The organism is Listeria grandensis (genome assembly GCF_014322885.1).
Classification (GTDB): Bacteria; Bacillota; Bacilli; order Lactobacillales; family Listeriaceae; genus Listeria_A; species Listeria_A grandensis.
In genome coordinates this window covers 26,386-47,414 of sequence record NZ_JAASUG010000011.1, presented here as the reverse complement: position 1 = coordinate 47,414, position 21,029 = coordinate 26,386, and the positions used below count along the sequence as shown (strand labels likewise).

Below are 21,029 nucleotides of genomic sequence, written 5' to 3'. Positions count from 1 at the left end.
GCGCTTGAATTTAGTGGCGTTTTCTGGGTTATGAGAATAACGCTTGTTTCCCACTCCAAAAAGTATATAATAGAGATATTAAATGGGGGTGGGTGTATTGATGAACATCGTGGATATGCATTGTGACGCGCTTTATAAGTTACAGGCTGGAGCTGGGAAAGTGACGTTTCAAGATTCGGAGCAGCTTGATGTGAATTTTGAGAAAATGATTGCTGGTGGTGTCAAAATGCAGGCATTCGCAATCTTTCTCGATCCTGCGACTCCTGTGGAACAAAAGTGGAAAAAAGCGATTGAACAGGTCAACATTTATAAACAGCATGTTTTGCATCGGAATGGTGTCATCAAGCCGCTAAGACAGTGGTCGGATGTTGCGCGTGTTCCAGAAGAGAAGATCGCGGCTTTCTTAACGTTAGAAAGCGTGGAACCAATTGGTACAGATTTGCGAAAACTGGATCAAATGCTTGATTATGGTGTACTTTCTGTCGGGCTAACTTGGAATAATGCGAACCTGGCCGCGGATGGCATTGAAGAATCGCGTGGCGCAGGCCTGACGGATTTTGGTAAAGCAATCGTCGCAAAACTGAATGACCGAAAAGTGTTCACCGATGTATCACATCTGAGCGAAAAAGCTTTTTGGGATGTGATGGAACTAGCGGATTATCCGATTGCTAGCCATTCCAATGCTAAAGCAGTTTGTGGCCACCATCGTAATTTATCTGATGAGCAAATCAAGGCGCTACTTGAACGAGATGCGATGATTCATCTTGTTTTCTATCCGCTTTTTGTTAAGGATACGGCGGATACGGTATATATGGACGACTTGATCGCGCATATGAAGCATATTTGTGAGCTTGGCGGTGTGAATAATATCGGTTTTGGTTCGGATTTTGATGGTATTCCTTATCATATCGAAGGCTTGGAGGATTGTTCGAAATATCCGGCGTTTATCGTAGCGCTTAGAAAGCATTTTACCGAGCAGGAAATTAAAGGTTTTTGCTATGATAATTTTGTACGGCATTTACCGAAATAAGACTTTTGCACTTCCCAGCACAATTGGGAGGTGCTTTTAATTGGGTCTTATCGCGCGCGTTTTACCGTGTTATAATAGAAGAGACGAGTATGGAAATAGGAGGAGTTATCTCATGAGACTCGAGTCTAATTATGTCCAAAAGCAGCAGCAGAAACAATCGATGAAGTTAATGATGACGCAACAGTTATCGCAATCGATCGCGATGTTGCAGTTTAATATGGAAGATTTGACGGCTTTCCTAGAAGATAAGGCGCTTGAGAATCCTTTAATCGAGGTGATTCCAGGCAGAGATACGGCTCCTGATTATGCAATAACGACGCGCAAAAAAAATAACTTGGCTGGAGCGGATAATACGGATTGGCTAGAGCAGATCGCTGACACAACGATGACTCTCTCAGATGCGTTAAAAGAGCAGATGCAGTTTTTAGATATGACAAGCCAGCAAAAAATGGCGCTATTATTCTTGATTGATAGTTTGGATAAGAATGGTTACCTGCAGACAGATCCAGAAGTTGTTGCCGCCGCGTTGCTCATCTCTCTTGCTGATGTTTTGGAAAGCTTAGAAACGCTGCAAAATTTTGAGCCGGCTGGTGTGGGTGCGCGTGATGCAAGAGAATGTATTTTGTTACAAATTAAACGACATCCAGATGCACCGGATCAGGCCTATGCTGTTATTCATGATTATTTTGAAGACTTCGCGAATAAACGTTGGAAAAAAATAGCGGATGGCTTAGGCATGGAGATGGCGACAATTCAGCTGGTTTCCGATTTTATTATTACGTTGAATCCGAAGCCAGGAGCGGAGTTTGAGTCGGATCGGGTACAGTATGTGGTACCGGATTTGGTGTTGAAACAGGTTGGCGGGGAGTTATATGTAGCCGTCGCGAAGCAATTTTTACCACGGTTGAAGTTTCAAGAAAGCTATTTCGAAATGATGCAGGCGACGCAAGAAAAAGATGTGGCCGCATTTTTGAAGGAGAAGGCTGGCGAATTCGATTGGTTGAAGAAGGGCTTGGATCAGCGTGAAAGTACGATTGGTCGGGTTGGGGAAGCGATTGTGCGACATCAACGCGAATTTTTCTTGCACGAAGGTACGCATTTAGAACCGCTTACGCTAAAAGAAATCGCTGAGGAGATTGAAGTCCACGAGTCTACGGTGAGTCGAGCTGTCAACGGCAAGTATATGGAAACCGTACATGGCGTCTACGAATTAAAGTACTTCTTCTCATCGAGTCTCACCAAAAAAGCAAGCGAAGAATCGGATGCAGGGGATGTGTCGAGTCAGAGTATCAAGAATTTGATTCAGCAATTTGTGCGCGTTGAAGATAAGTTGAAACCACTTTCCGATCAGAAAATTGTGGAAATGCTAGATGAGCAAAGTATTCAAATTTCAAGGCGAGCTATCGCGAAATATCGCGGTGAGCTGAATATTCCATCCTCCTCCAAGCGAAAAAGGTTTGTCTAGAGCCTTGCATAAACTGTGATGTTGGGACTGTTCGAATGAAATGAGTTACAGTCCCAATATACATGTTTGAATTATTGAAAGCCGGATCTACAGCATACCTATCATGGCAGCCTTCTGATTGACTTTACCGCATGCAAATTATTTCAGTTTGACTTGTTCATGTTTTAACATATTCATTCTGTGGAATATATACAACGTGCTCCTTTTTCATGGTGGGAACACAGTGTTAATAGATCGTGAATTTTCCTTTAATTTAGGCTTTATGCTTGAATTTTGACCCAATCACTGGTAGAATGGTTGTCGTAGGGTAATGAAATAACTACTTGCGTTACGGCAAGCGATTTACGAAAGAGATGGGTTACGTTTAGAAACGATTAAGATGACTGGATTCGAAATACAGCTTTAAAACAGTGTTTCATATTAGATGATAGTCACAATAGTTTACTAGCAGAACTTGGATCTCTTGTTTTTTTAGTTTTATCGGGACATCTTATGACTAAGCGGGTCAAGAAGAGTCCAAGACGGTTAGGAGACTTTGAAATGTCAGATATCATTAACATTCAAAAGAAATTATTACCCGACATGCTTTTAGTAATGCAGAAGCGTTATCAAATCTTGCGTTCGATTTATTTTGCGGAACCTGTTGGTAGACGGACACTTGCTCAGATGTTGGGCATGAGTGAACGGGTGCTACGCGGTGAGGTAGAATTTTTGAAAGCACAAGGGTTGATTGGCATTGCTCCTGCTGGGATGACAGTGACGAAGGATGGTCTGGTCGTATTTCGCGAATTAGAATCCGTTATGAATCAGTTAACGGGAATACATACAATGGAAGATCGACTGCGCGAGAAATTAAAGATCAAAGCTTGTTTCGTTGTTCAAGGGGACAGTGATGTAACACCATGGGTCTTGGAAGAAATGGGACGTGTGGCACTCGAACAACTGGATTTATCGCTCACAGAGCAAAAAAATATTATCGCGGTCATGGGTGGCTCTACAATGGCGACGCTAGCTGAAATGATGACACCTGACTTTGCAAATGGACGCGAACTACTATTTGTCCCAGGACGTGGCGGACTCGGGGAAGAACTGAACAACCAAGCCAACACGATTTGCGACAGGATGGCAACAAAGACGAACGGCAAACACCGTATGTTTTACGTACCGGAACAGCTTGGCGAAGAAGCGTATCAATCGCTCCTGAAAGAGCCGGCCATTCAAGAAGGATTGCGACTCGTACAATCAGCCAATGCCATTTTGCACGGTATTGGAGATGCAATTACAATGGCTAAACGCAGACACACGGACGCCGAAGCTATGCAAAAAATTACAGATAGACAAGCCGTGGGAGAAGCATTCGGTTATTACTTCAACGAACAAGGCGAAGTCGTGTACAAAGTTCCAACATTTGGTTTACAATTTGAAGACCTACCTCGCATACCGAATATTATTGCGTTAGCAGGAGGCACTTCGAAGGCCAAAGCAATCAAGTCGTATATGAAAACCGCTCCGTCAAATACGATTTTAGTAACAGATGAAGGAGCCGCAACGATGCTTTTAAGAGGGGAAAACACCCTTTTGAAATAAAAAATTTCATTATTTTCAAGGAGGAAATTGACTTATGACAGTTAAAGTTGGTATTAATGGTTTTGGACGTATCGGACGTCTAGCATTCCGTCGTATTCAAAATGTGGAAGGTATTGAAGTTGTTGCAATCAATGACTTAACAGACGCTAAAATGTTAGCTCACCTGTTGAAATATGATACTACTCAAGGTCGTTTCGATGGCGATGTTGAAGTACATGATGGTTATTTCAACGTGAACGGCAAAGAAGTGAAAGTTTTAGCTAACCGTAACCCTGAGGAATTACCATGGGGCGAACTAGGTGTTGATATCGTTCTTGAGTGTACTGGTTTCTTCACTGCAAAAGAAAAAGCAGAACTACACATCAAAGCTGGTGCTAAAAAAGTTGTTATCTCAGCTCCTGCATCAGGCGACATGAAAACAATCGTATACAACGTGAACCATGATACTTTAGATGGAACGGAAACAGTTATCTCTGGTGCTTCATGTACTACTAACTGTCTTGCTCCAATGGCTAACGTATTAGAAAAACAATTTGGTATCGAACAAGGTCTTATGACTACGATCCATGCTTACACAGGCGACCAAATGACGCTTGATGGCCCTCACCCAGGTGGAGACTTCCGTCGTGCACGTGCTGCAGCAGAAAACATCACTCCTAACACGACTGGTGCTGCTAAAGCAATCGGTCTTGTATTACCATCACTTGTTGGTAAATTAGACGGTGCAGCTCAACGTGTTCCAGTTGCAACAGGTTCATTAACTGAGCTTGTAACAGTTCTTAAAAAAGAAGTTACTGTGGAAGAAGTGAACGCTGCAATGGAAGCTGCAAGTGATGCAGATACATTCGGTTACACTAACGACCCAATCGTTTCTTCTGATATCGCAGGAATCACGTTTGGTTCATTATTCGACGAAACGCAAACGAAAGTCCTTTCAGTTGGCGGCAAACAATTAGTGAAAACTGTTGCTTGGTATGACAACGAAATGTCTTACACTGCACAATTAGTTCGTACACTTGAATATTTCGCTAAAATTGCTAAATAAGATTGCTAAGAACTAAATAATAAACAAATAAGCGGGAACAGGTCTTTTGTTTCCGCTTTTTATTTGAAAGTTGAATAATGGAGGAATTTGATTATGGCTAAAAAAGTTGTGACTGATTTAGACTTAAACGACAAAAAAGTTCTAGTACGTGTTGATTTTAACGTTCCAATGAAAGACGGTAAAATTACCAATGATAATCGTATCGTAGCGGCACTTCCAACGATTCAATATATCCTTGAACAAAACGGGAAAGCAATTCTTTTCTCTCACTTAGGTAAAGTGAAGACAGAAGAAGACAAAGCGGACAAATCACTTCGCCCAGTTGCTGAACGTTTGAGCGAATTATTAGGCAAAGAAGTAAAATTTGTGCCTGTAACTCGTGGACCAGAACTTGAAGGTGCGATTAACGAGATGAAAGATGGCGACGTTATTCTTTTCGAAAATACGCGTTTTGAAGATGTCGACGGTAAAAAAGAAAGCAAAAATGATCCAGAGCTAGGCAAGTATTGGGCTTCTCTAGGTGATGTTTTTGTGAACGACGCATTCGGAACAGCCCATCGCGCGCATGCTTCTAACGTTGGAATCGCTTCTAACTTGGACTCTGCAGCAGGCTTCCTAATGGAAAAAGAAATCAAATTCATCGGTGGCGTTGTGGATAACCCATCACGTCCACTTGTTGCCATCCTTGGTGGTGCGAAAGTTTCCGACAAAATCGGCGTTATTGAGAACTTAATCGAAAAAGCAGACAAATTACTTATCGGTGGCGGAATGGCATACACATTCTTCAAAGCACAAGGTAAAGAAGTCGGTATTTCCCTTTTAGAGAAAGATAAAATCGATCTTGCGAAGAGCTTACTTGAAAAAGCAGGCGACAAATTAGTACTTCCAATCGATAATGTTGTTTCTCACGAATTCAGCAATGACGCACCATTCCACACAGTTGACTCGAACCATATCCCAGCTGACGAAGAAGGTTTGGATATCGGTCCTGCGACAGTGGCGCTTTTCACAAAAGAACTACAAGGCGCGAAAACAGTTGTTTGGAACGGTCCTATGGGCGTATTCGAAATGAGCAACTTTGCTAAAGGAACTATTGGTGTTTGTGAAGCAATCGCGAACCTTGAAGACGCAACAACAATCATCGGCGGCGGCGATAGTGCAGCTGCAGCGATGGACCTAGGTTACGCTGACAAATTCACACACATTTCAACTGGTGGCGGAGCTTCTCTAGAATATCTAGAAGGCAAAAAACTACCAGGCGTCGAGTCAATTAGCGATAAATAAGGATTGAAATTGTGAACCTCTCGTATTTCGCGGGTCATGATAGTATCTGCGAACCTCAGCGTGTCGACAAATGCTTAGATTTTATGGCATTGTCTGAGTCCGAAATATCGGAGACGGAAGGTTTTAACGACAAAGAAGAGCGTCTGTCGGCGCGCTGAAGAGAAAGGAAGTTTTAGTATGCGTAAACCTATCATTGCAGGAAACTGGAAAATGAACAAAACGGCGGCGAAAGCTGGACAATTTGCTGAGGAAGTAAAATCTAAAGTCCCAAGTAATAACGCTGTGGATTCTGTAATCGCAGCCCCAGCTCTATTTTTACAAGAATTGGTTCGTTTAACTGAAGGAACGGATCTTAGAATTGCAGCACAAAATACTTATTTCGAAGACGAAGGTGCTTTTACAGGAGAAACTAGCCCGTTCGCAGTCGCTGATCTAGGCGTTTCTTACGTTGTTATCGGACACTCTGAGCGTCGTGAGTACTTCCACGAAACAGACGAAGATATCAATAAAAAAGCACACGCAATCTTCAAACATGGCATGACTCCAATCATCTGCTGTGGTGAAACATTGGAACAACGCGAAGCTGGCCAAACGAACGAATGGGTTAGTGGACAAATCCGTGCAGCGCTTAAAGGCTTGACGGAAGAACAAGTTGCTAAATCCGTTATTGCTTATGAGCCAATCTGGGCAATCGGAACTGGTAAATCGTCTACAAGTAAAGACGCTAACGACACGTGTGCTGTTGTTCGCGCAACTGTTGCTGAAGTTGTTTCTAAAGAAGCGGCAGATGCTGTACGTATTCAATACGGCGGTAGTGTAAAACCTGAAAATATTGCTGAATATATGGCCGAGTCCGACATTGATGGAGCTTTGGTTGGTGGCGCGAGTCTTGAGCCAGCGTCATTCCTAGCTTTATTGGAGGCAGTGAAATAAATGACTAAATCACCTGTAGCTATCATCATTCTTGATGGTTTCGGTTTACGTAACGAAACAGTTGGGAATGCTGTTGCTTTAGCTAATAAACCTAACTTTGACCGCTATTGGGAAACGTATCCGCATGGACAACTGAAAGCAGCCGGCCTTGATGTCGGTCTTCCGGAAGGCCAAATGGGTAACTCAGAAGTTGGTCATACAAATATCGGCGCTGGACGTATTGTTTACCAGAGCTTGACGCGCATTGATAAAGCCATTGAAGAAGGCGAATTCGCGAAAAATGAAGCGTTAAACAATGCTTTCACGCACACCAAAACGAATAATTCGGATCTTCACTTGTTTGGTTTGTTATCAGATGGTGGCGTGCATAGTCACATCAATCATTTAGTAGCATTAATCGAAACAGCGAAGCAAGAAGGTGTAAAAAACGTCTATATCCATGCTTTCCTTGATGGACGCGACGTGGCACCACAGTCCGCAGTAGGATATTTAGAGACATTGCAAAAAGCCATTGCCGAACTTAACTATGGCGCGATTGCAACGGTGTCTGGACGCTTCTACGCGATGGATCGTGATAAACGCTGGGAACGTGTGGAAAAAGCCTATAACACAATTGTGAAAGGCGAAGGCGCGCAATTTGAAGATCCTGTGAAATTGGTTGAAGCTTCTTACGCGGATGGCAAAAATGACGAGTTCGTTGTTCCTGCTGTTGTAGCGAAAGACGGCAAACCAGTCGCAACAGTGAAAGATAACGACGCTATTATTTTCTTCAACTTCCGTCCTGACCGCGCGATCCAACTTTCGAATGCATTCACGGATACAGAATGGGAGCATTTTGACCGTGGCAATTCCCATCCGAAAAATATCAAATTTGTAACGATGACACTTTACAATCCGAGTATTGTGGCGGAAGTTGCTTTTGCACCGATGCCAATGACGAATGTGATTGGGGAAGTTCTATCTAATGAAGGCTTGTCGCAATTGCGTATTGCTGAAACAGAGAAGTATCCTCACGTTACTTTCTTCATGAACGGTGGACGTAACGAAGAGTTTCCTGGTGAAAGCCGGATTCTAATCGATTCACCGAAAGTGGAAACGTACGATTTAAAACCTGAAATGAGCGCCTACGAAGTAACGGACGCGTTAGTAGAAGATATCAAAAACGATAAACACGATGCGATTATCTTAAACTTTGCGAATCCGGATATGGTAGGTCACTCAGGGATGGTGGAACCAACGATTAAAGCGATTGAAGCCGTGGATGAAAACCTTGGACGCGTTGTCGAAGCTATTTTGGAAAAAGGCGGTTCTGCGATTATTTTCGCCGATCATGGTAATTCTGAAACGATGACAACACCGGAAGGCAAGCCGCATACAGCGCACACCACAGTTCCAGTTCCAGTTATCGTGACAAAGGCTGGCGTAACACTGCGTGAAGGCGGTCGCTTAGCCGACGTAGCCCCAACGATGCTTGATCTTTTAGGCGTGAAAAAACCAGCAGAAATGACTGGCGAAAGTTTAATTCAAAAATAAACAGGTCTTGCTTTGCGTTTTTGACGAAACAAGGCTAAAATAAGAAGGTAAGCAACCGGTAATTCGGTCACTTCCTTACAAAATTCATTTTTAGAGGAGAGTATAAATTATGTCTATTATTACTGAAGTATACGCACGCGAAGTTCTTGATTCCCGTGGTAACCCAACTATCGAGGTAGAAGTTTACACAGAAACTGGCGCATTCGGTCGCGCATTAGTTCCAAGTGGCGCATCTACTGGTGAATATGAAGCAGTAGAATTACGCGACAACGATTCAAGCCGTTACATGGGTAAAGGTGTTTTGAAAGCTGTTGAAAACGTAAATGACATTATTGCAGACAAAATTATCGGTTTTGACGTAACAGACCAAATCGGTTTAGACCAAGCAATGATCGAGCTTGACGGTACTGAAAACAAAGGTAAATTAGGCGCTAACGCAATTCTAGGTGTTTCTTTAGCAGCAGCTCGTGCAGCAGCAGAAGAATTAGGCCTTGAGTTATACGAATACATTGGCGGAGTGAACGCTAAAGTATTACCAGTTCCAATGATGAACATCGTTAATGGTGGCGAACATGCTGACAATAACGTTGACATTCAAGAATTCATGGTTATGCCAGTTGGAGCTAAAACTTTCTCTGAAGCATTACGTATGGGTACTGAAATCTTACACAACCTGAAAACAGTTCTTAAAGGCAAAGGCCTTAACACTGGTGTTGGTGATGAAGGCGGATTCGCTCCTGACCTTAAATCTAATGAAGAAGCGTTAGAAACAATCATCGAAGCAATCAAAAAAGCTGGTTACACACCAGGCGAGCAAGTTAAATTGGCTATGGATGCAGCATCTTCTGAGTTCTATAACCGCGAAACTGGTAACTATGAACTTAAAGGTGAAGGCGTAACACGTACTTCTGAAGAAATGGTTGCTTGGTACGAAGAGTTAGTTAACAAATACCCAATCATCTCTATTGAAGATGGTTTAGACGAAAACGACTGGAAAGGTCACAAACTATTGACAGAACGCCTTGGCGATCGCGTACAATTAGTTGGTGATGACTTGTTCGTTACAAATACGAAGAAATTGAAAGAAGGAATTGACAATGGCATCGCTAACTCAATCCTTATCAAAGTGAACCAAATTGGTACGCTTACTGAAACATTAGACGCTATCGAAATGGCTAAACGCGCTGGTTACACAGCAGTTATTTCCCATCGTTCAGGTGAAACAGAAGACAGCACAATCGCTGACATCGCTGTTGCAACAAACGCTGGACAAATTAAAACAGGTGCTCCAACTCGTACAGACCGTGTTGCTAAATACAACCAATTGCTACGTATTGAAGACAATCTAGGTAATCTAGCACAATATCACGGCGACGATACTTTCTATAACTTGAAAAAATAATCGCTTGTGAACTTAGGAAAGCCCCCGGAATTTTTTCTGGGGGCTTTCCTGTGTTTGTTAAGCGATATGTGTAAATAAACGTCAGGGAGGGAATTTTGATGAACTAACTATATTATTTATGATTTTTTTATATGAGCAGATCTGTCAGTATTTTTAAATAGAGTGTTTACTAGTAAAAAGACTATTGCTAGTAATATATCCAACTACCTGTACTAAAAATTAATGAAGATATACTACAGATACCATTTTGATAGCGCTTGCATTTTTTATGTGTTTATTGTAACATAAATAGTGGGTATAATATAACATAGGAAAGAGGAGATCGAAAATGAGTTTCAAAAAATTTATATCAGCGATTTCGATAGGGATAATTGGCGCAACACTATTTCAACCTATGATGGCAAATGCAGAAGGAATAGAATCAAATGTCTATAAAGATGATAATGATAAGATAGTTCAAGAGAATATGGATGGTAAGCTTGTAACTGAAATAAATGAAGGATACAATGTAGATAAAAAGGATGAATTTAGCGAAGAGGCCTATGAAATAATGGAGAATTTGCCTCTTGGCGTTGAGGTAAGGTTACCTGTGGCAGAAATAATAATGGATCGTCCTTTATTAAAAAGCACAAGTGGTTGGACGACAAGTACAAATACCTCATCAAAAAAAATAAAGAGTCTGGTATTTCTAAACTATCATCCAGACTTCCCTGAGAAAAAAAAGTATGATGGATATTTTTTCTCAGCTACGAAAAAAAGATCAGGTAGCGCTAGTTTAACATTAGGATTCGGTCCACTCTCTTTTACTGTGGCTGGAGCGAGTTCATCTGGTAGTGGGGGTTTTCTTAAAGCTGATGTTAAAAGGTACAGTAGACCTGCTGTAAAGGGAGATGTGTATCAAAATAACTATACTCTTAAATATTATAGTGGCAGCGGGGTTCTATATCGTACTGAATATAAAACATATAAGAGTACGAGAAATTCTGAAATTTATATTAAATACCCCTGAATAGGAGGCGTGACACTTGAAAAAAATCCTCATCATCATAGCATCAGTGATGCTCCTAGGTCTAATTGTATTTTTAGTTATAAATAAAAATAATTTTTCACCCAATAATTCTGAATTTAGACTTCACGATCAATTCTATCTAACTATAGGTGGAAAAGATTTGGAAACCCTTGAAAAACCAACGAAGCAAGATATTGACGAACAAATTGGAACTATTCAAGGGATTTGGAAATATGCGCCAATGATATCAGATTTTCAAAGCCCAACGATACCAGATAAATCTGTAGTCTACTCAGCTAAAGCATTTCCCGTAATAAAGGAAAAAGATCTAATATATTATGCTAGGTTAATTGTAGTGACTCCAGATAATGAATTTTTCTGGTTTTACTGCATTCCTTAAAAAGGACATTAATAGATTTAATTGTAAAATGAAGCACAAAAAACCACTACTAGTAAGAATAAAATGTATATCCAGTTATCTGTGCTAAAAATATCGTAAATAAAAATGATAGAAGCTATACTAATGAGTTTTTTTGAGGCTTACTTCACTCCATAAAAATAAGAATAATTTAGGAATGAGAGGTGTGTTTCTTGCTTATGAAAGCACCTTTTATATTATTCTCATCCCCCAGTGTAATATAAAAGCCAATATCGTTATTTTCTGCTATAATGACCTTACGAAAAGGTCTGGTGATAGCGATGAAAGCATATGTGAATGGAGTAGAACTATCTTATCATGTGTATGGCAGTGGTGAACCGCTTGTTTTGTTGCATGGAAATGGGCAAAGTCATGGTGCATTGAATCGACAAATTGACTTCTTTCGAAAAAATTATCAAGTGATCGCGGTGGACTCGCGTGGTCATGGGAAGTCTGAACTTGGTTTTTGCCCGCTTGATTTTCAAGTCATGGCACTGGATATATTATGTTTATTAGATTTTTTGAAAATTAATATGTATCGTGTTATTGGGTATAGTGATGGCGGGATTATTGCGCTTGAAATGGCGATGTATCAGCCGAAAAGGCAAAAGCAGATGGTTGTGATTGGGACGAATTATGACGCAAGCCAGATTAAATGGTGGGCTAATATTTTTTCTTTTGGCGCTTATTTGTTTTCGTTTCTTCTGGCACCGCTCAGTTTCTTTTTTAGGCGTGTGAAGGCGCAGATAGGATTGATGATTTTTCATCCACATATTAAAGAGGCGGATTTGGCTAGAATTTCAGCTCCAATGCTGGCGATTATTGGTGAATATGATGTCATTTCAAAAGCCGATACTAGGAAAATGGTGGATTTAGTTCAGCGTGGGGAAATGACCGTTATTCATAATGGCACGCATTTTTTGATTCGCCAGAAACCGCGGGAATTGCATACTATTATTGCCGCATTTTTTGACGAAGATGTGACGCAAATGTAGGGATAAAGTAGGGAAATGTTGTTTTTCGATTGTTTATGTGAAATTAAGATTGACACATCTTCGGTTTGGCGTTATCATATGTCTATTGTATAAAATACTTACTCAGAAAACGGAGATTGTGAACGGTGATGAAACCTTTGGTAGCAATGGTTTTCAGACATCAAATCAAAAGTTGGCATTTTGCGCAAATATGGCGTACAATGAGGGCAAGTTAAGGAAGATGGAGGAGTGCAATTAATCATGAGTACGGATCGTAGCTTTCTTTTAAAAGCAGGCAATCGGGCTGTTCTATTACTGCATGGGTTTGCGGGAACGACAGAGGATGTTAGAGAATTAGGTGAATATCTAGCGGATAATGGTTATACAGTGTATGCACCAAATTATCGCGGTCATGGCGAGGAGCCAGCAATCTTCCTGAAGACCACACCAGATATGTGGTACGAAGACGCGAAAGCTGGTTACAAGCATTTATTGGACCAAGGATATCATGAAATAGCAATCGTCGGCGCTGCAATGGGTGGTGTTTTTGCTTTGAAAATGGCGGAAACATTTGATCCGAAAGCAATCGCTCCGCTATGCGCGAATGTGAATCGCAAAATGCGATATATTCCTGTGGAGAAGTATTTATTAAAGAGTATGAAGAAAGAAGGCATTGCAGAAGAGGAAGCACAAGTGATGCTTGCTAATTATGCGCCTGAAATAAAAACGATGACAGATGCACGTTCTGCGTTCTACAAGGCAGTGGCAAGCGATATCGAGCGTATCGCGGTACCAACAATGATTGGTCAAGGCTGTCAAGATGAAGAGATTTCGGCAGATGACGCCAACTATATTTTTAAAAATATTCACTCGGATGATAAACAACTATGTTTCTACGCTGGTTCGGGGCATGATATTACCACGGACTGTGAGAAGGATATTTTAGGTGAGGATTTAGTTTATTTCTTGGATGACCTGATGTGGTTAGAACAAGAGGCTGTATTGTAAGAAACGGGATACCTATAGAAAAGGCACTTCACAAAATGGAGGTACTTTTCTACAGGTATTTTTTTGGTTGACTTTTTGATGGGGTATCGGTATAATCGAAATTCGGCTGATTTTTTGAGATCGGTCTGAACGTATCTAATGAGGAGGGGTTTCATGAAACAAGAATACATCGAATTGATAGGTGCACGTGAAAATAACTTGAAAAATGTCTCCATCCAAGTCCCAAAACGGAAAATTACGATTTTTACTGGGGTATCGGGATCTGGCAAGTCATCGATTGTATTTGGTACGATTGCGACGGAATCACAGCGACAGTTGAATGAGACGTATAGCAATTACATTCGCAATTTTCTGCCAAAATATCGACAGCCAGATGCAGACAAAATTGAGAACTTATCTACATCGGTCATCATTGATCAGAAACGATTAGGCGGAAATTCGCGTTCTACTTTAGGAACGATTACGGATATTAATCCGATTATCCGTCTACTTTTTTCGCGCGTTGGGGAGCCTCAAATTGGTGGTTCGAATTTATTTTCTTTTAATGACCCAGTGGGAATGTGTCCTGAATGCCATGGTGTTGGACGCAAAATCACATTAGATCTTGAAAAAATGCTCGACAAAACGAAGTCTCTGAATGATGGCGCGATTCTTTTTCCAACTTTTTCGGTGGGATCGTGGTATTGGAACTTGTATGCGTTTTCGGGATTTTTTGATAATGATAAGAAGCTTATGGACTATTCGGAAGAGGAATGGGATAAGTTGTTGTATGGGAAGGATATTAAATTTAAAATAGAGATGCCGACGGGGGACATGAACGCGAGCTATGAGGGCTTGGTGGAGAAATTCGATCGGTTGTATATTAATAAAGATGGCGAAATGAGTGAGTCTACAAAAAAGAGAGTGATGCAGTATACATCGGAAGTGCATTGTCCAGGCTGTGATGGGACTAGGCTTTCGAAGCGTACGTTATCTTGTAAAATCAATGGACATACGATAGCAGACTATACAGCGTTGCAAGTGGATGCGCTGATACCGATTTTGCATGAGATCCAGGATCCTATAGCGCTTCCGATGACAGCGAGCATCATGGAACGGTTGCAGCATCTGGTTGATATCGGGCTTGATTATGTGAGTCTTGATCGCGAGACGACGACGCTCTCAGGCGGTGAATCACAGCGAATCAAAATGGTGCGCCATCTCAATAGTAGTTTGACGGATTTGTTGTATATTTTTGACGAACCTAGTGTGGGCTTGCATCCTCGTGATGTTCACCGGCTGAATGAGTTGCTTCAAAAGTTGCGAGATAAAGGAAATACCGTCATTGTCGTGGAGCATGATCCTGATGTGATCCAAATCGCTGATCATATTATCGATGTCGGCCCGGGTGCTGGGAAACAAGGCGGGGAGATCATGTTTGAAGGTGATTTTGATGGACTTTTGAAATCCGATACACTAACAGGCAATCACCTGAAAAATAAAATTGAAATCAAAGCGAAGATACGAGAAGCCAGTGGAATGCTGCCGGAAGTTCGCAGTTCTCTTCATAACCTGCGAGACGTCCAGGTTTCTATTCCAAAAGGAGTTTTGACGGTAGTGACAGGTGTAGCTGGGTCTGGAAAAAGCACATTGATTCATCAAGTATTCTTAAAAGAGAACGCTGATGCGATTGTGATGGACCAGTCTGCGGCGCATGCCAATGTCCGCTCTAATCCGGCGACTTATTCTGGAATAATGGATACGATACGCAAACTGTTTGGGGAAGCAAATGGGGTAAGTCCTTCGATGTTTAGCTATAATTCGAAAGGTGCTTGTCCAGATTGCAAAGGACTCGGCGTCATTTCGATGGACCTTGCGTTTATGGAAGCGATCAGGACGCCTTGTGAAGCCTGTGGCGGCAAGCGATTCCAAGAAGAAGTTTTGCAGTATAAGATAGAAAATAGATCGATCAGTGATGTTTTAGAAATGAGTGTTGTGGAGGCGCTAGCATTCTTTGATAGCAAGAAGATCACGAAAAAATTACAAGCGATGGAAGATGTCGGATTGGGATATATCATGCTTGGGCAGGCACTAAATACGCTATCTGGCGGGGAATGTCAACGCCTGAAACTGGCGAATGAACTACACAAAAAGGGTAGTATTTACATTATGGATGAACCGACAACAGGGCTTCACATGTCCGATATTACACATATTATTGAAATTATGAATCGATTGGTGGATAAAGGAAATACGGTAATTGTCATAGAACATAATCTTGACATTATTCGCAACGCCGATTGGATTATTGATCTTGGTCCAGAAGGCGGTAGTAAAGGTGGTCAGATTCTTTTCGAGGGGACACCGATGGAGCTAAAAGAAAATAAAGCGTCACTGACAGCTCAATATATCTAAATGAAAACATGGGGGCTTGCTGAATGCTCTCATGTTTTTTTTGCATACATATATTTTAAATAATTCGTGTAAAGTGCTTCGCTTCGGGGAAAGGGTTATAATAGTGATGTAAAAGCTTTTCCACTTGAGCTAGGCGGCTGATTCACGAAAACCCCAAGTGATTCCCAAAAAATGAAAAGTAGGTGTAAAGATGAATTTAAACTATTATAATACATTTATTTTAATAGCGGAGGACAGCTCGGCAGACCACGGCGAGATCCCGCAAACAAAGCGAGCGACAAAAACGATCGGTGAAATTCAATTTGAGCTTTTAAATGGGCACGATTATGAATATACGCAAGAACAAGTTCTTTTTGAAACACATATGCGGCATAAAGGGATTAGTGAAGTAAATCGAGCAGAGGAACGAAAGGCCTATTTTGCGAAGAATCAGGCCTGTATGCGAACCTCTCCGCTCGGAAAAAGGTATGGTTGGGGACTACATTTTAATGAAGACGGCTATGTCAAACTGGTCGCTGTGGACAGTCTTGAATACCGAAATTTAGCAGGAAAAGAAGAGATTACAATAACGCGCGCAATGAAATCTAAGCGATAGAAAGGGGTCGTTTCTGCAATGATAACAATTGGTTTAACAGGTTGGAGTGATCATGATACATTGTATTCGAGTACAAGCAAGCATAAGTTAGAAGATTATGCTGGGAATTTTCCGATGGTGGAGGTGGACACGAGTTTTTATGCGATTCCATCACCGCTTACAACGGAAAAATGGGTAGAGCGGACACCAGAGGAGTTTACGTTTGTTGTAAAAGCGTTTCAAGCGATGACGAAACATAAGGAATGGCAACAATATTATGATTCTGAAACAGAGATGTATAGACGTTTTATGGATGCGATTGCGCCTATGAGCGAGTCGGGGAGACTAAAAGCGATTCTGTTTCAATTTCCGCCCTATTTTGGGTGCACGAAAGAAAATGTTACTTATTTGCGAACCATCCGTGAAAAAATGGGTGATTTGCCACTAGCAATTGAGTTTCGAAACAAGACATGGTATACAGAGTCGACAACGGTAAAAACATTGGCGTTATTGAAAGAATTGGCGTTTATTCATACGGTTGTTGATGAGCCACAAGTTGGCAATGGAAGCGTACCGATTGTGTTAAAAGCAACGAATGAGGCGATGACTTTGATTCGTCTACATGGTAGAAATAGTGCCGGTTGGATGAAAGCGAATAGTCCAGAATGGCGTGAAGTGAGGACATTGTACCGTTACAATGAAGAGGAAATCAATTATTGGGCGGAGAATATTCGTTATCTACAGCAGCAGTCGAAGGAAGTTATTGTGATCTTTAATAATAACTCTGGTGGAGATGCAGCGGATAACGCAAAACAACTTCAAAAAGCATTAGATATTTCGTATGAAGGCTTGGCTCCGATGCAAATGAATCTATTTGATATTTAGGATTATGGTGGAATATAGTATATTTTCTCCCCTTATTCATAATTGTTTACGCTAAAATGAGCTGTTAAATTGATAGAAACACAAATGAAAAACGTTTTTCACTCGATTTTTAATAGTAATTTACAAATGATTCTAAATGTGTTATTATAGAAGAAACGATTAAAGGAGAGATAAATATGACTAGAAAGAAAACACCACACACAATTCCTCCAACACTAGATAGAATTACCGTTGTGAGTGAGGCGGATATATTGCAGAAATTGCGTGAGTCACAAGCTGATGTTCAACAAGGCGCTACGATGTCGTCGGCAACCGGCTGGGCCCAATTTGACTTTAATAACGAGTTAAATTAGTCTTATGGGGAATACCATGATCATAGAATGGTCTGAGGCATTTTCAGAAGATGTAGCAGAAATTATGCATTACCTAGACTATTAATATTGTAGTAGAAGCCAGAAAGAGAAATTCTATCAGCGCCTTGCGAAGGTAGAGATGAGGTTAGCTATTTTCCCGTTGATGGGTGCTGTTTTAGATGATCCTAAGTATCAGCGAGAATACCGAAAGGTCCGGATAGGCACAGCATATCTTATTTTTTATGAAGTATTTCTAGAGGAAGCAAAGGTTGTGCTACACCGTATTCTGGCACAAACACAAAGATACGACATATTAATTCGTGAAGAAGAAATGAACTATACCCATGATGAATAGTAGGTTTGCTCCCGATTTTGATGGATGAGCAGACCTACTATTTTAATTATCCTGTCGTACCGATCAAGAAACTAATGGTTAGTATAATGAGAACAATGGCTGTGATGCCAACATACAAATAGTCTTTCTCCTTCAAGAAGGTGACGAACGAAACGACTACGCGAAGCACGGGTGTTAATATCAAGCAAAACAGCCCAAACATAATAATAGCATAGGGTTTCATGTGGGAAATCCCATCGAATATAGCGGTGAGCGACGTTGGATAGGTCGTGCCAGGATAGCCACTTGTACCAGTAAACATTAATAAAATTAAGCCGAGTAAGATGATGCCAGCGCTAAGCATGACTCCGATTCGTAGTAAGGAACTGACAACGAGCTCGACGCGGTGCATTTCTTCATCAGTTGTAGATTTATCAGTCATTTAGATCCACCCCAATCCTTCTAGAATCATCTGTAAAGCGACGTAAATCAGCACGGGTATAAATACGAGACGGATAACTTTACTTTTCAGACGTTGCATAATTCGGGTCCCTATTGTAGCTCCTATTAGTACACCGATTGCGACTGGACCTGCAATCATTGGATCGATGTCACCTCGGAACAAGTAAACGGTAGCACTTGCTGCGGCTGTGACGCCCATCATGAGGTTACTTGTAGCGCTAGATACTTTTAATGGCATTTTCATAAAGACGTCAAGAGCCATTACTTTGAAGGCGCCACTGCCGATACCAAGAAGTCCACTCGCGATACCTGCGCCATACATCACGCCAAAACCGGCTGGAACATTGGCGACTTGATAATCGACTTCTTTACGGAGCGCTTTATCATAATAGGAATCGTGGAGGCGTAATTTTGTAGCGATTGGATCGGGTTTTACGTTTGGTGGGAATTCGGAACCAACTTTTTTGATCATGGTGATGGCGGAATAGAGTAATAATAGGCCGAAGATCATGTAAAGCGCGGTCGCGGATAGTAGGCCTCCAACGAAGGCACCGGTTATTGCGCCTAGTGTTGTCGCGATTTCTAGAAACATGCCAACACGAAGATTCGTGATGCGGTCTTTTATGTAGGCAATTGCTGAGCCGCTACTCGTGGCGATAACGGAGATGATACTTGCCCCAATGGCGTACTTAATATCGATGCCAAAAAGCAGTGTGAGCGCCGGAGTCACGATGATACCACCACCTAAACCTAGCACTGAGCCCAATATACCCGCAAAAATAGCGATGAGCAAAAGCGCTAAGATTTGATAAATATCCAAGAAATTTCCCTCCCTTGTTTTGTATACTCCTTATCATACGCCATTTTAAACAGATTGAAAAGGTAAACAATGCACAAACCTCAGTTTTGATACGTGTCAAAATGAACCATATAAGCTACAATAGAAGGAGACGAAAGAGGGAGATGAGATCATGAAACAATGGACGATTTGGCATACGAATGATATTCATAGTCATCTGGAGAAATGGCCGCGAATCTTCGCTTTTTTAAGAGAGAAACGCTTAGCTGCTACGGATGATTTATTTTTTGATATTGGTGATTTTATTGATCGGGTGCATCCTTTTACGGAAGGGTCGATGGGGCAAGGGAATGTAGATCTGTTAAATCAATTGCCCTATGATGCGGTGACGATTGGTAATAATGAAGGTGCGGCGCTTGGACACGCGGAGTTAGAGCATTTGTATGATCATGCGGCATTTCCGGTTGTTTGTTGTAATGTCTATGAAGATCAAGCGAAAACGACGTTAGCGAATTTTGCGAAACCTTCCGTATCTATCACAAAAAATGATAAGAAAATAGCGGTTATTGGGGCAACGGCGTGCTTTACAGAATATTATGAGGCGTTAGGATGGGGAATTGAAGAGCCAATCCAAGCGATTAAACGTGAGGTAGCACGCATCGAGGCAGATGTTATTATCTTGCTTAGTCATCTAGGTTTGCCATTGGATGAGAAAATCGCGATGGAAGTACCTGAAATCGATGTGATTCTGGGAGCTCATACACATCATTTACTAGAGAATGGCAAAATAGTGAATGGAACGCTCCTAGCTGCTGCTGGACGTTGGGGCGAGTATATTGGCGAAGTTACGATAACCTTTGATGAGATAACTGGCAAAATTGCAGCGAAACAAGCGCGGGTTCATATAACAAATGATTTACCAGCGCCATCAGATGAAGCAGAGCAAGTGGAAGGCTTCCTTACTAGAGGAAAGGACGAACTGCGTCAAAAAGTGGTTGCACTTCCGCATCAATTAGAGCATAATTGGTTTAAACGTTCGGAGATTTCGGATCTGTTTCATGAAGCGGCTTGTGAGTGGACGAAGGCAGATACATTTTTGACGAACGCTGGAATTTATATGACAGATTTACCAAAAGGTATTGTGACGGCATATGATATCCATCAGTTATTGCCGCATCCACTGAATTTTATCGCTTTATCGATGACGGGGATTGAACTAGATGTATTAATTCGAGAAATTGCTGAAAAAGAAGCAGAATTACGAGATATACCGTTGCGTGGATTTGGATTTCGTGGTGAGCTTTTCGGGGCTATTTTGACAGAGCGGATGACATTTGATGCGGATACAGATACAGCTTTGTGGGACGGGGCAGCGATTAATCCGGAGAAAATATATCGGATCGCGACACATGATACGTTTGTATACGCGCCATTTTTCCCGATTATTAAGCGAGTGAAGCATAAGGAAGTATATACACCAGAGTTATTGCGCGATGTGATGACTTGGAAATTGAAAGAAAAATACGGTGAGGGAGGCTGA

19 protein-coding genes and 1 pseudogene are annotated in these 21,029 nt (G+C 41.5%); 18 read left to right on the top strand and 2 right to left on the bottom strand.

The genetic code is table 11. The features are described from left to right. Window positions 1-100 precede the first annotated feature (100 nt). The 17 genes and pseudogenes from HCJ54_RS13215 to HCJ54_RS13135 form a co-directional block, all read left to right on the top strand. Complete coding sequence (locus HCJ54_RS13215) at window positions 101-1,030, top strand: dipeptidase (RefSeq protein ID WP_187137980.1); 930 nt, start codon at window positions 101-103, stop codon at window positions 1,028-1,030. A 112-nt stretch (window positions 1,031-1,142) separates the two neighbouring features. Continuing rightward, window positions 1,143-2,495: an RNA polymerase factor sigma-54 gene (rpoN, locus tag HCJ54_RS13210; RefSeq protein WP_187137979.1), complete on the top strand. Its 1,353-nt coding sequence runs from the start codon at window positions 1,143-1,145 to the stop codon at window positions 2,493-2,495. Window positions 2,496-3,035: 540 nt separating this feature from the next. Then, the gene (locus tag HCJ54_RS13205) at window positions 3,036-4,082 is read left to right on the top strand and encodes a sugar-binding transcriptional regulator (RefSeq protein WP_036067351.1); all 1,047 of its coding nucleotides are present in this window, start codon (window positions 3,036-3,038) and stop codon (window positions 4,080-4,082) included. A gap of 34 nt (window positions 4,083-4,116) precedes the next feature. Continuing rightward, window positions 4,117-5,127, top strand: coding sequence for a type I glyceraldehyde-3-phosphate dehydrogenase (gap, locus tag HCJ54_RS13200; RefSeq protein ID WP_036090720.1), 1,011 nt, complete (start codon window positions 4,117-4,119; stop codon window positions 5,125-5,127). A 93-nt stretch (window positions 5,128-5,220) separates the two neighbouring features. Continuing rightward, window positions 5,221-6,411 carry a phosphoglycerate kinase gene (locus HCJ54_RS13195; RefSeq protein WP_187137978.1) on the top strand — a complete coding sequence of 397 codons (1,191 nt, stop codon included), beginning with the start codon at window positions 5,221-5,223 and terminating at the stop codon, window positions 6,409-6,411. Between the two features lie 177 nt (window positions 6,412-6,588). Then, on the top strand, window positions 6,589-7,344 hold the full coding sequence (gene tpiA, locus HCJ54_RS13190) for a triose-phosphate isomerase (protein WP_187137977.1): 756 nt from the start codon (window positions 6,589-6,591) through the stop codon (window positions 7,342-7,344). Next, the gene (gene gpmI, locus HCJ54_RS13185; protein ID WP_187137976.1) at window positions 7,345-8,877 is read left to right on the top strand and encodes a 2,3-bisphosphoglycerate-independent phosphoglycerate mutase; all 1,533 of its coding nucleotides are present in this window, start codon (window positions 7,345-7,347) and stop codon (window positions 8,875-8,877) included. A gap of 109 nt (window positions 8,878-8,986) precedes the next feature. Then, window positions 8,987-10,279, top strand: a complete 1,293-nt coding sequence (gene eno / locus HCJ54_RS13180) for a phosphopyruvate hydratase (protein ID WP_036090728.1) — start codon at window positions 8,987-8,989, stop codon at window positions 10,277-10,279. 328 nt (window positions 10,280-10,607) lie between these two features. Then, window positions 10,608-11,288, top strand: coding sequence for a hypothetical protein (locus tag HCJ54_RS13175; RefSeq protein ID WP_187137975.1), 681 nt, complete (start codon window positions 10,608-10,610; stop codon window positions 11,286-11,288). Between the two features lie 16 nt (window positions 11,289-11,304). Next, window positions 11,305-11,688, top strand: coding sequence for a hypothetical protein (locus tag HCJ54_RS13170; RefSeq protein WP_185410206.1), 384 nt, complete (start codon window positions 11,305-11,307; stop codon window positions 11,686-11,688). 299 nt (window positions 11,689-11,987) lie between these two features. Beyond that, window positions 11,988-12,701: an alpha/beta fold hydrolase gene (locus HCJ54_RS13165; protein ID WP_187137974.1), complete on the top strand. Its 714-nt coding sequence runs from the start codon at window positions 11,988-11,990 to the stop codon at window positions 12,699-12,701. Window positions 12,702-12,941: 240 nt separating this feature from the next. Beyond that, window positions 12,942-13,688, top strand: coding sequence for an alpha/beta hydrolase (locus tag HCJ54_RS13160; protein ID WP_036067341.1), 747 nt, complete (start codon window positions 12,942-12,944; stop codon window positions 13,686-13,688). A gap of 153 nt (window positions 13,689-13,841) precedes the next feature. Then, window positions 13,842-16,082 carry an ATP-binding cassette domain-containing protein gene (locus tag HCJ54_RS13155; RefSeq protein WP_187137973.1) on the top strand — a complete coding sequence of 747 codons (2,241 nt, stop codon included), beginning with the start codon at window positions 13,842-13,844 and terminating at the stop codon, window positions 16,080-16,082. Window positions 16,083-16,272: 190 nt separating this feature from the next. Further along, window positions 16,273-16,677, top strand: coding sequence for a DUF6157 family protein (locus HCJ54_RS13150; protein WP_187137972.1), 405 nt, complete (start codon window positions 16,273-16,275; stop codon window positions 16,675-16,677). Between the two features lie 18 nt (window positions 16,678-16,695). Continuing rightward, window positions 16,696-17,541, top strand: coding sequence for a DUF72 domain-containing protein (locus tag HCJ54_RS13145; protein ID WP_187137971.1), 846 nt, complete (start codon window positions 16,696-16,698; stop codon window positions 17,539-17,541). A 176-nt stretch (window positions 17,542-17,717) separates the two neighbouring features. Further along, on the top strand, window positions 17,718-17,894 hold the full coding sequence (locus tag HCJ54_RS13140; protein ID WP_159101146.1) for a hypothetical protein: 177 nt from the start codon (window positions 17,718-17,720) through the stop codon (window positions 17,892-17,894). Between the two features lie 112 nt (window positions 17,895-18,006). Next, window positions 18,007-18,249: pseudogene (locus HCJ54_RS13135) on the top strand (type II toxin-antitoxin system RelE/ParE family toxin); the annotation flags it as partial. Window positions 18,250-18,295: 46 nt separating this feature from the next. Here the strand turns inward: HCJ54_RS13135 and HCJ54_RS13130 are convergent. Both HCJ54_RS13130 and HCJ54_RS13125 read right to left on the bottom strand, forming a co-directional pair. Then, window positions 18,296-18,670 (bottom strand): DUF1634 domain-containing protein, encoded by a 375-nt coding sequence (locus HCJ54_RS13130; RefSeq protein ID WP_185526391.1) that lies wholly within the window; start codon window positions 18,668-18,670, stop codon window positions 18,296-18,298. Next, complete coding sequence (locus HCJ54_RS13125; protein WP_185410194.1) at window positions 18,671-19,510, bottom strand: sulfite exporter TauE/SafE family protein; 840 nt, start codon at window positions 19,508-19,510, stop codon at window positions 18,671-18,673. Between the two features lie 151 nt (window positions 19,511-19,661). Between HCJ54_RS13125 and HCJ54_RS13120 the strand changes: the two genes are divergently transcribed. Further along, complete coding sequence (locus HCJ54_RS13120; RefSeq protein WP_187137969.1) at window positions 19,662-21,029, top strand: bifunctional metallophosphatase/5'-nucleotidase; 1,368 nt, start codon at window positions 19,662-19,664, stop codon at window positions 21,027-21,029.

Bases quoted from the DNA above. Each gene is read 5' to 3' on its own strand.
- HCJ54_RS13150 (WP_187137972.1), top strand. From the start codon at position 16,273: ATGAATTTAAACTATTATAATACATTTATTTTAATAGCGGAGGACAGC.
- HCJ54_RS13205 (WP_036067351.1), top strand. From the start codon at position 3,036: ATGTCAGATATCATTAACATTCAAAAGAAATTATTACCCGACATGCTT.
- HCJ54_RS13175 (WP_187137975.1), top strand. From the start codon at position 10,608: ATGAGTTTCAAAAAATTTATATCAGCGATTTCGATAGGGATAATTGGC.
- HCJ54_RS13195 (WP_187137978.1), top strand. From the start codon at position 5,221: ATGGCTAAAAAAGTTGTGACTGATTTAGACTTAAACGACAAAAAAGTT.
- tpiA (WP_187137977.1), top strand. From the start codon at position 6,589: ATGCGTAAACCTATCATTGCAGGAAACTGGAAAATGAACAAAACGGCG.
- rpoN (WP_187137979.1), top strand. From the start codon at position 1,143: ATGAGACTCGAGTCTAATTATGTCCAAAAGCAGCAGCAGAAACAATCG.
- HCJ54_RS13120 (WP_187137969.1), top strand. From the start codon at position 19,662: ATGAAACAATGGACGATTTGGCATACGAATGATATTCATAGTCATCTG.
- gap (WP_036090720.1), top strand. From the start codon at position 4,117: ATGACAGTTAAAGTTGGTATTAATGGTTTTGGACGTATCGGACGTCTA.
- eno (WP_036090728.1), top strand. From the start codon at position 8,987: ATGTCTATTATTACTGAAGTATACGCACGCGAAGTTCTTGATTCCCGT.
- HCJ54_RS13140 (WP_159101146.1), top strand. From the start codon at position 17,718: ATGACTAGAAAGAAAACACCACACACAATTCCTCCAACACTAGATAGA.
- HCJ54_RS13215 (WP_187137980.1), top strand. From the start codon at position 101: ATGAACATCGTGGATATGCATTGTGACGCGCTTTATAAGTTACAGGCT.
- HCJ54_RS13160 (WP_036067341.1), top strand. From the start codon at position 12,942: ATGAGTACGGATCGTAGCTTTCTTTTAAAAGCAGGCAATCGGGCTGTT.
- HCJ54_RS13155 (WP_187137973.1), top strand. From the start codon at position 13,842: ATGAAACAAGAATACATCGAATTGATAGGTGCACGTGAAAATAACTTG.
- gpmI (WP_187137976.1), top strand. From the start codon at position 7,345: ATGACTAAATCACCTGTAGCTATCATCATTCTTGATGGTTTCGGTTTA.
- HCJ54_RS13145 (WP_187137971.1), top strand. From the start codon at position 16,696: ATGATAACAATTGGTTTAACAGGTTGGAGTGATCATGATACATTGTAT.
- HCJ54_RS13130 (WP_185526391.1), bottom strand. From the start codon at position 18,670: ATGACTGATAAATCTACAACTGATGAAGAAATGCACCGCGTCGAGCTC.
- HCJ54_RS13165 (WP_187137974.1), top strand. From the start codon at position 11,988: ATGAAAGCATATGTGAATGGAGTAGAACTATCTTATCATGTGTATGGC.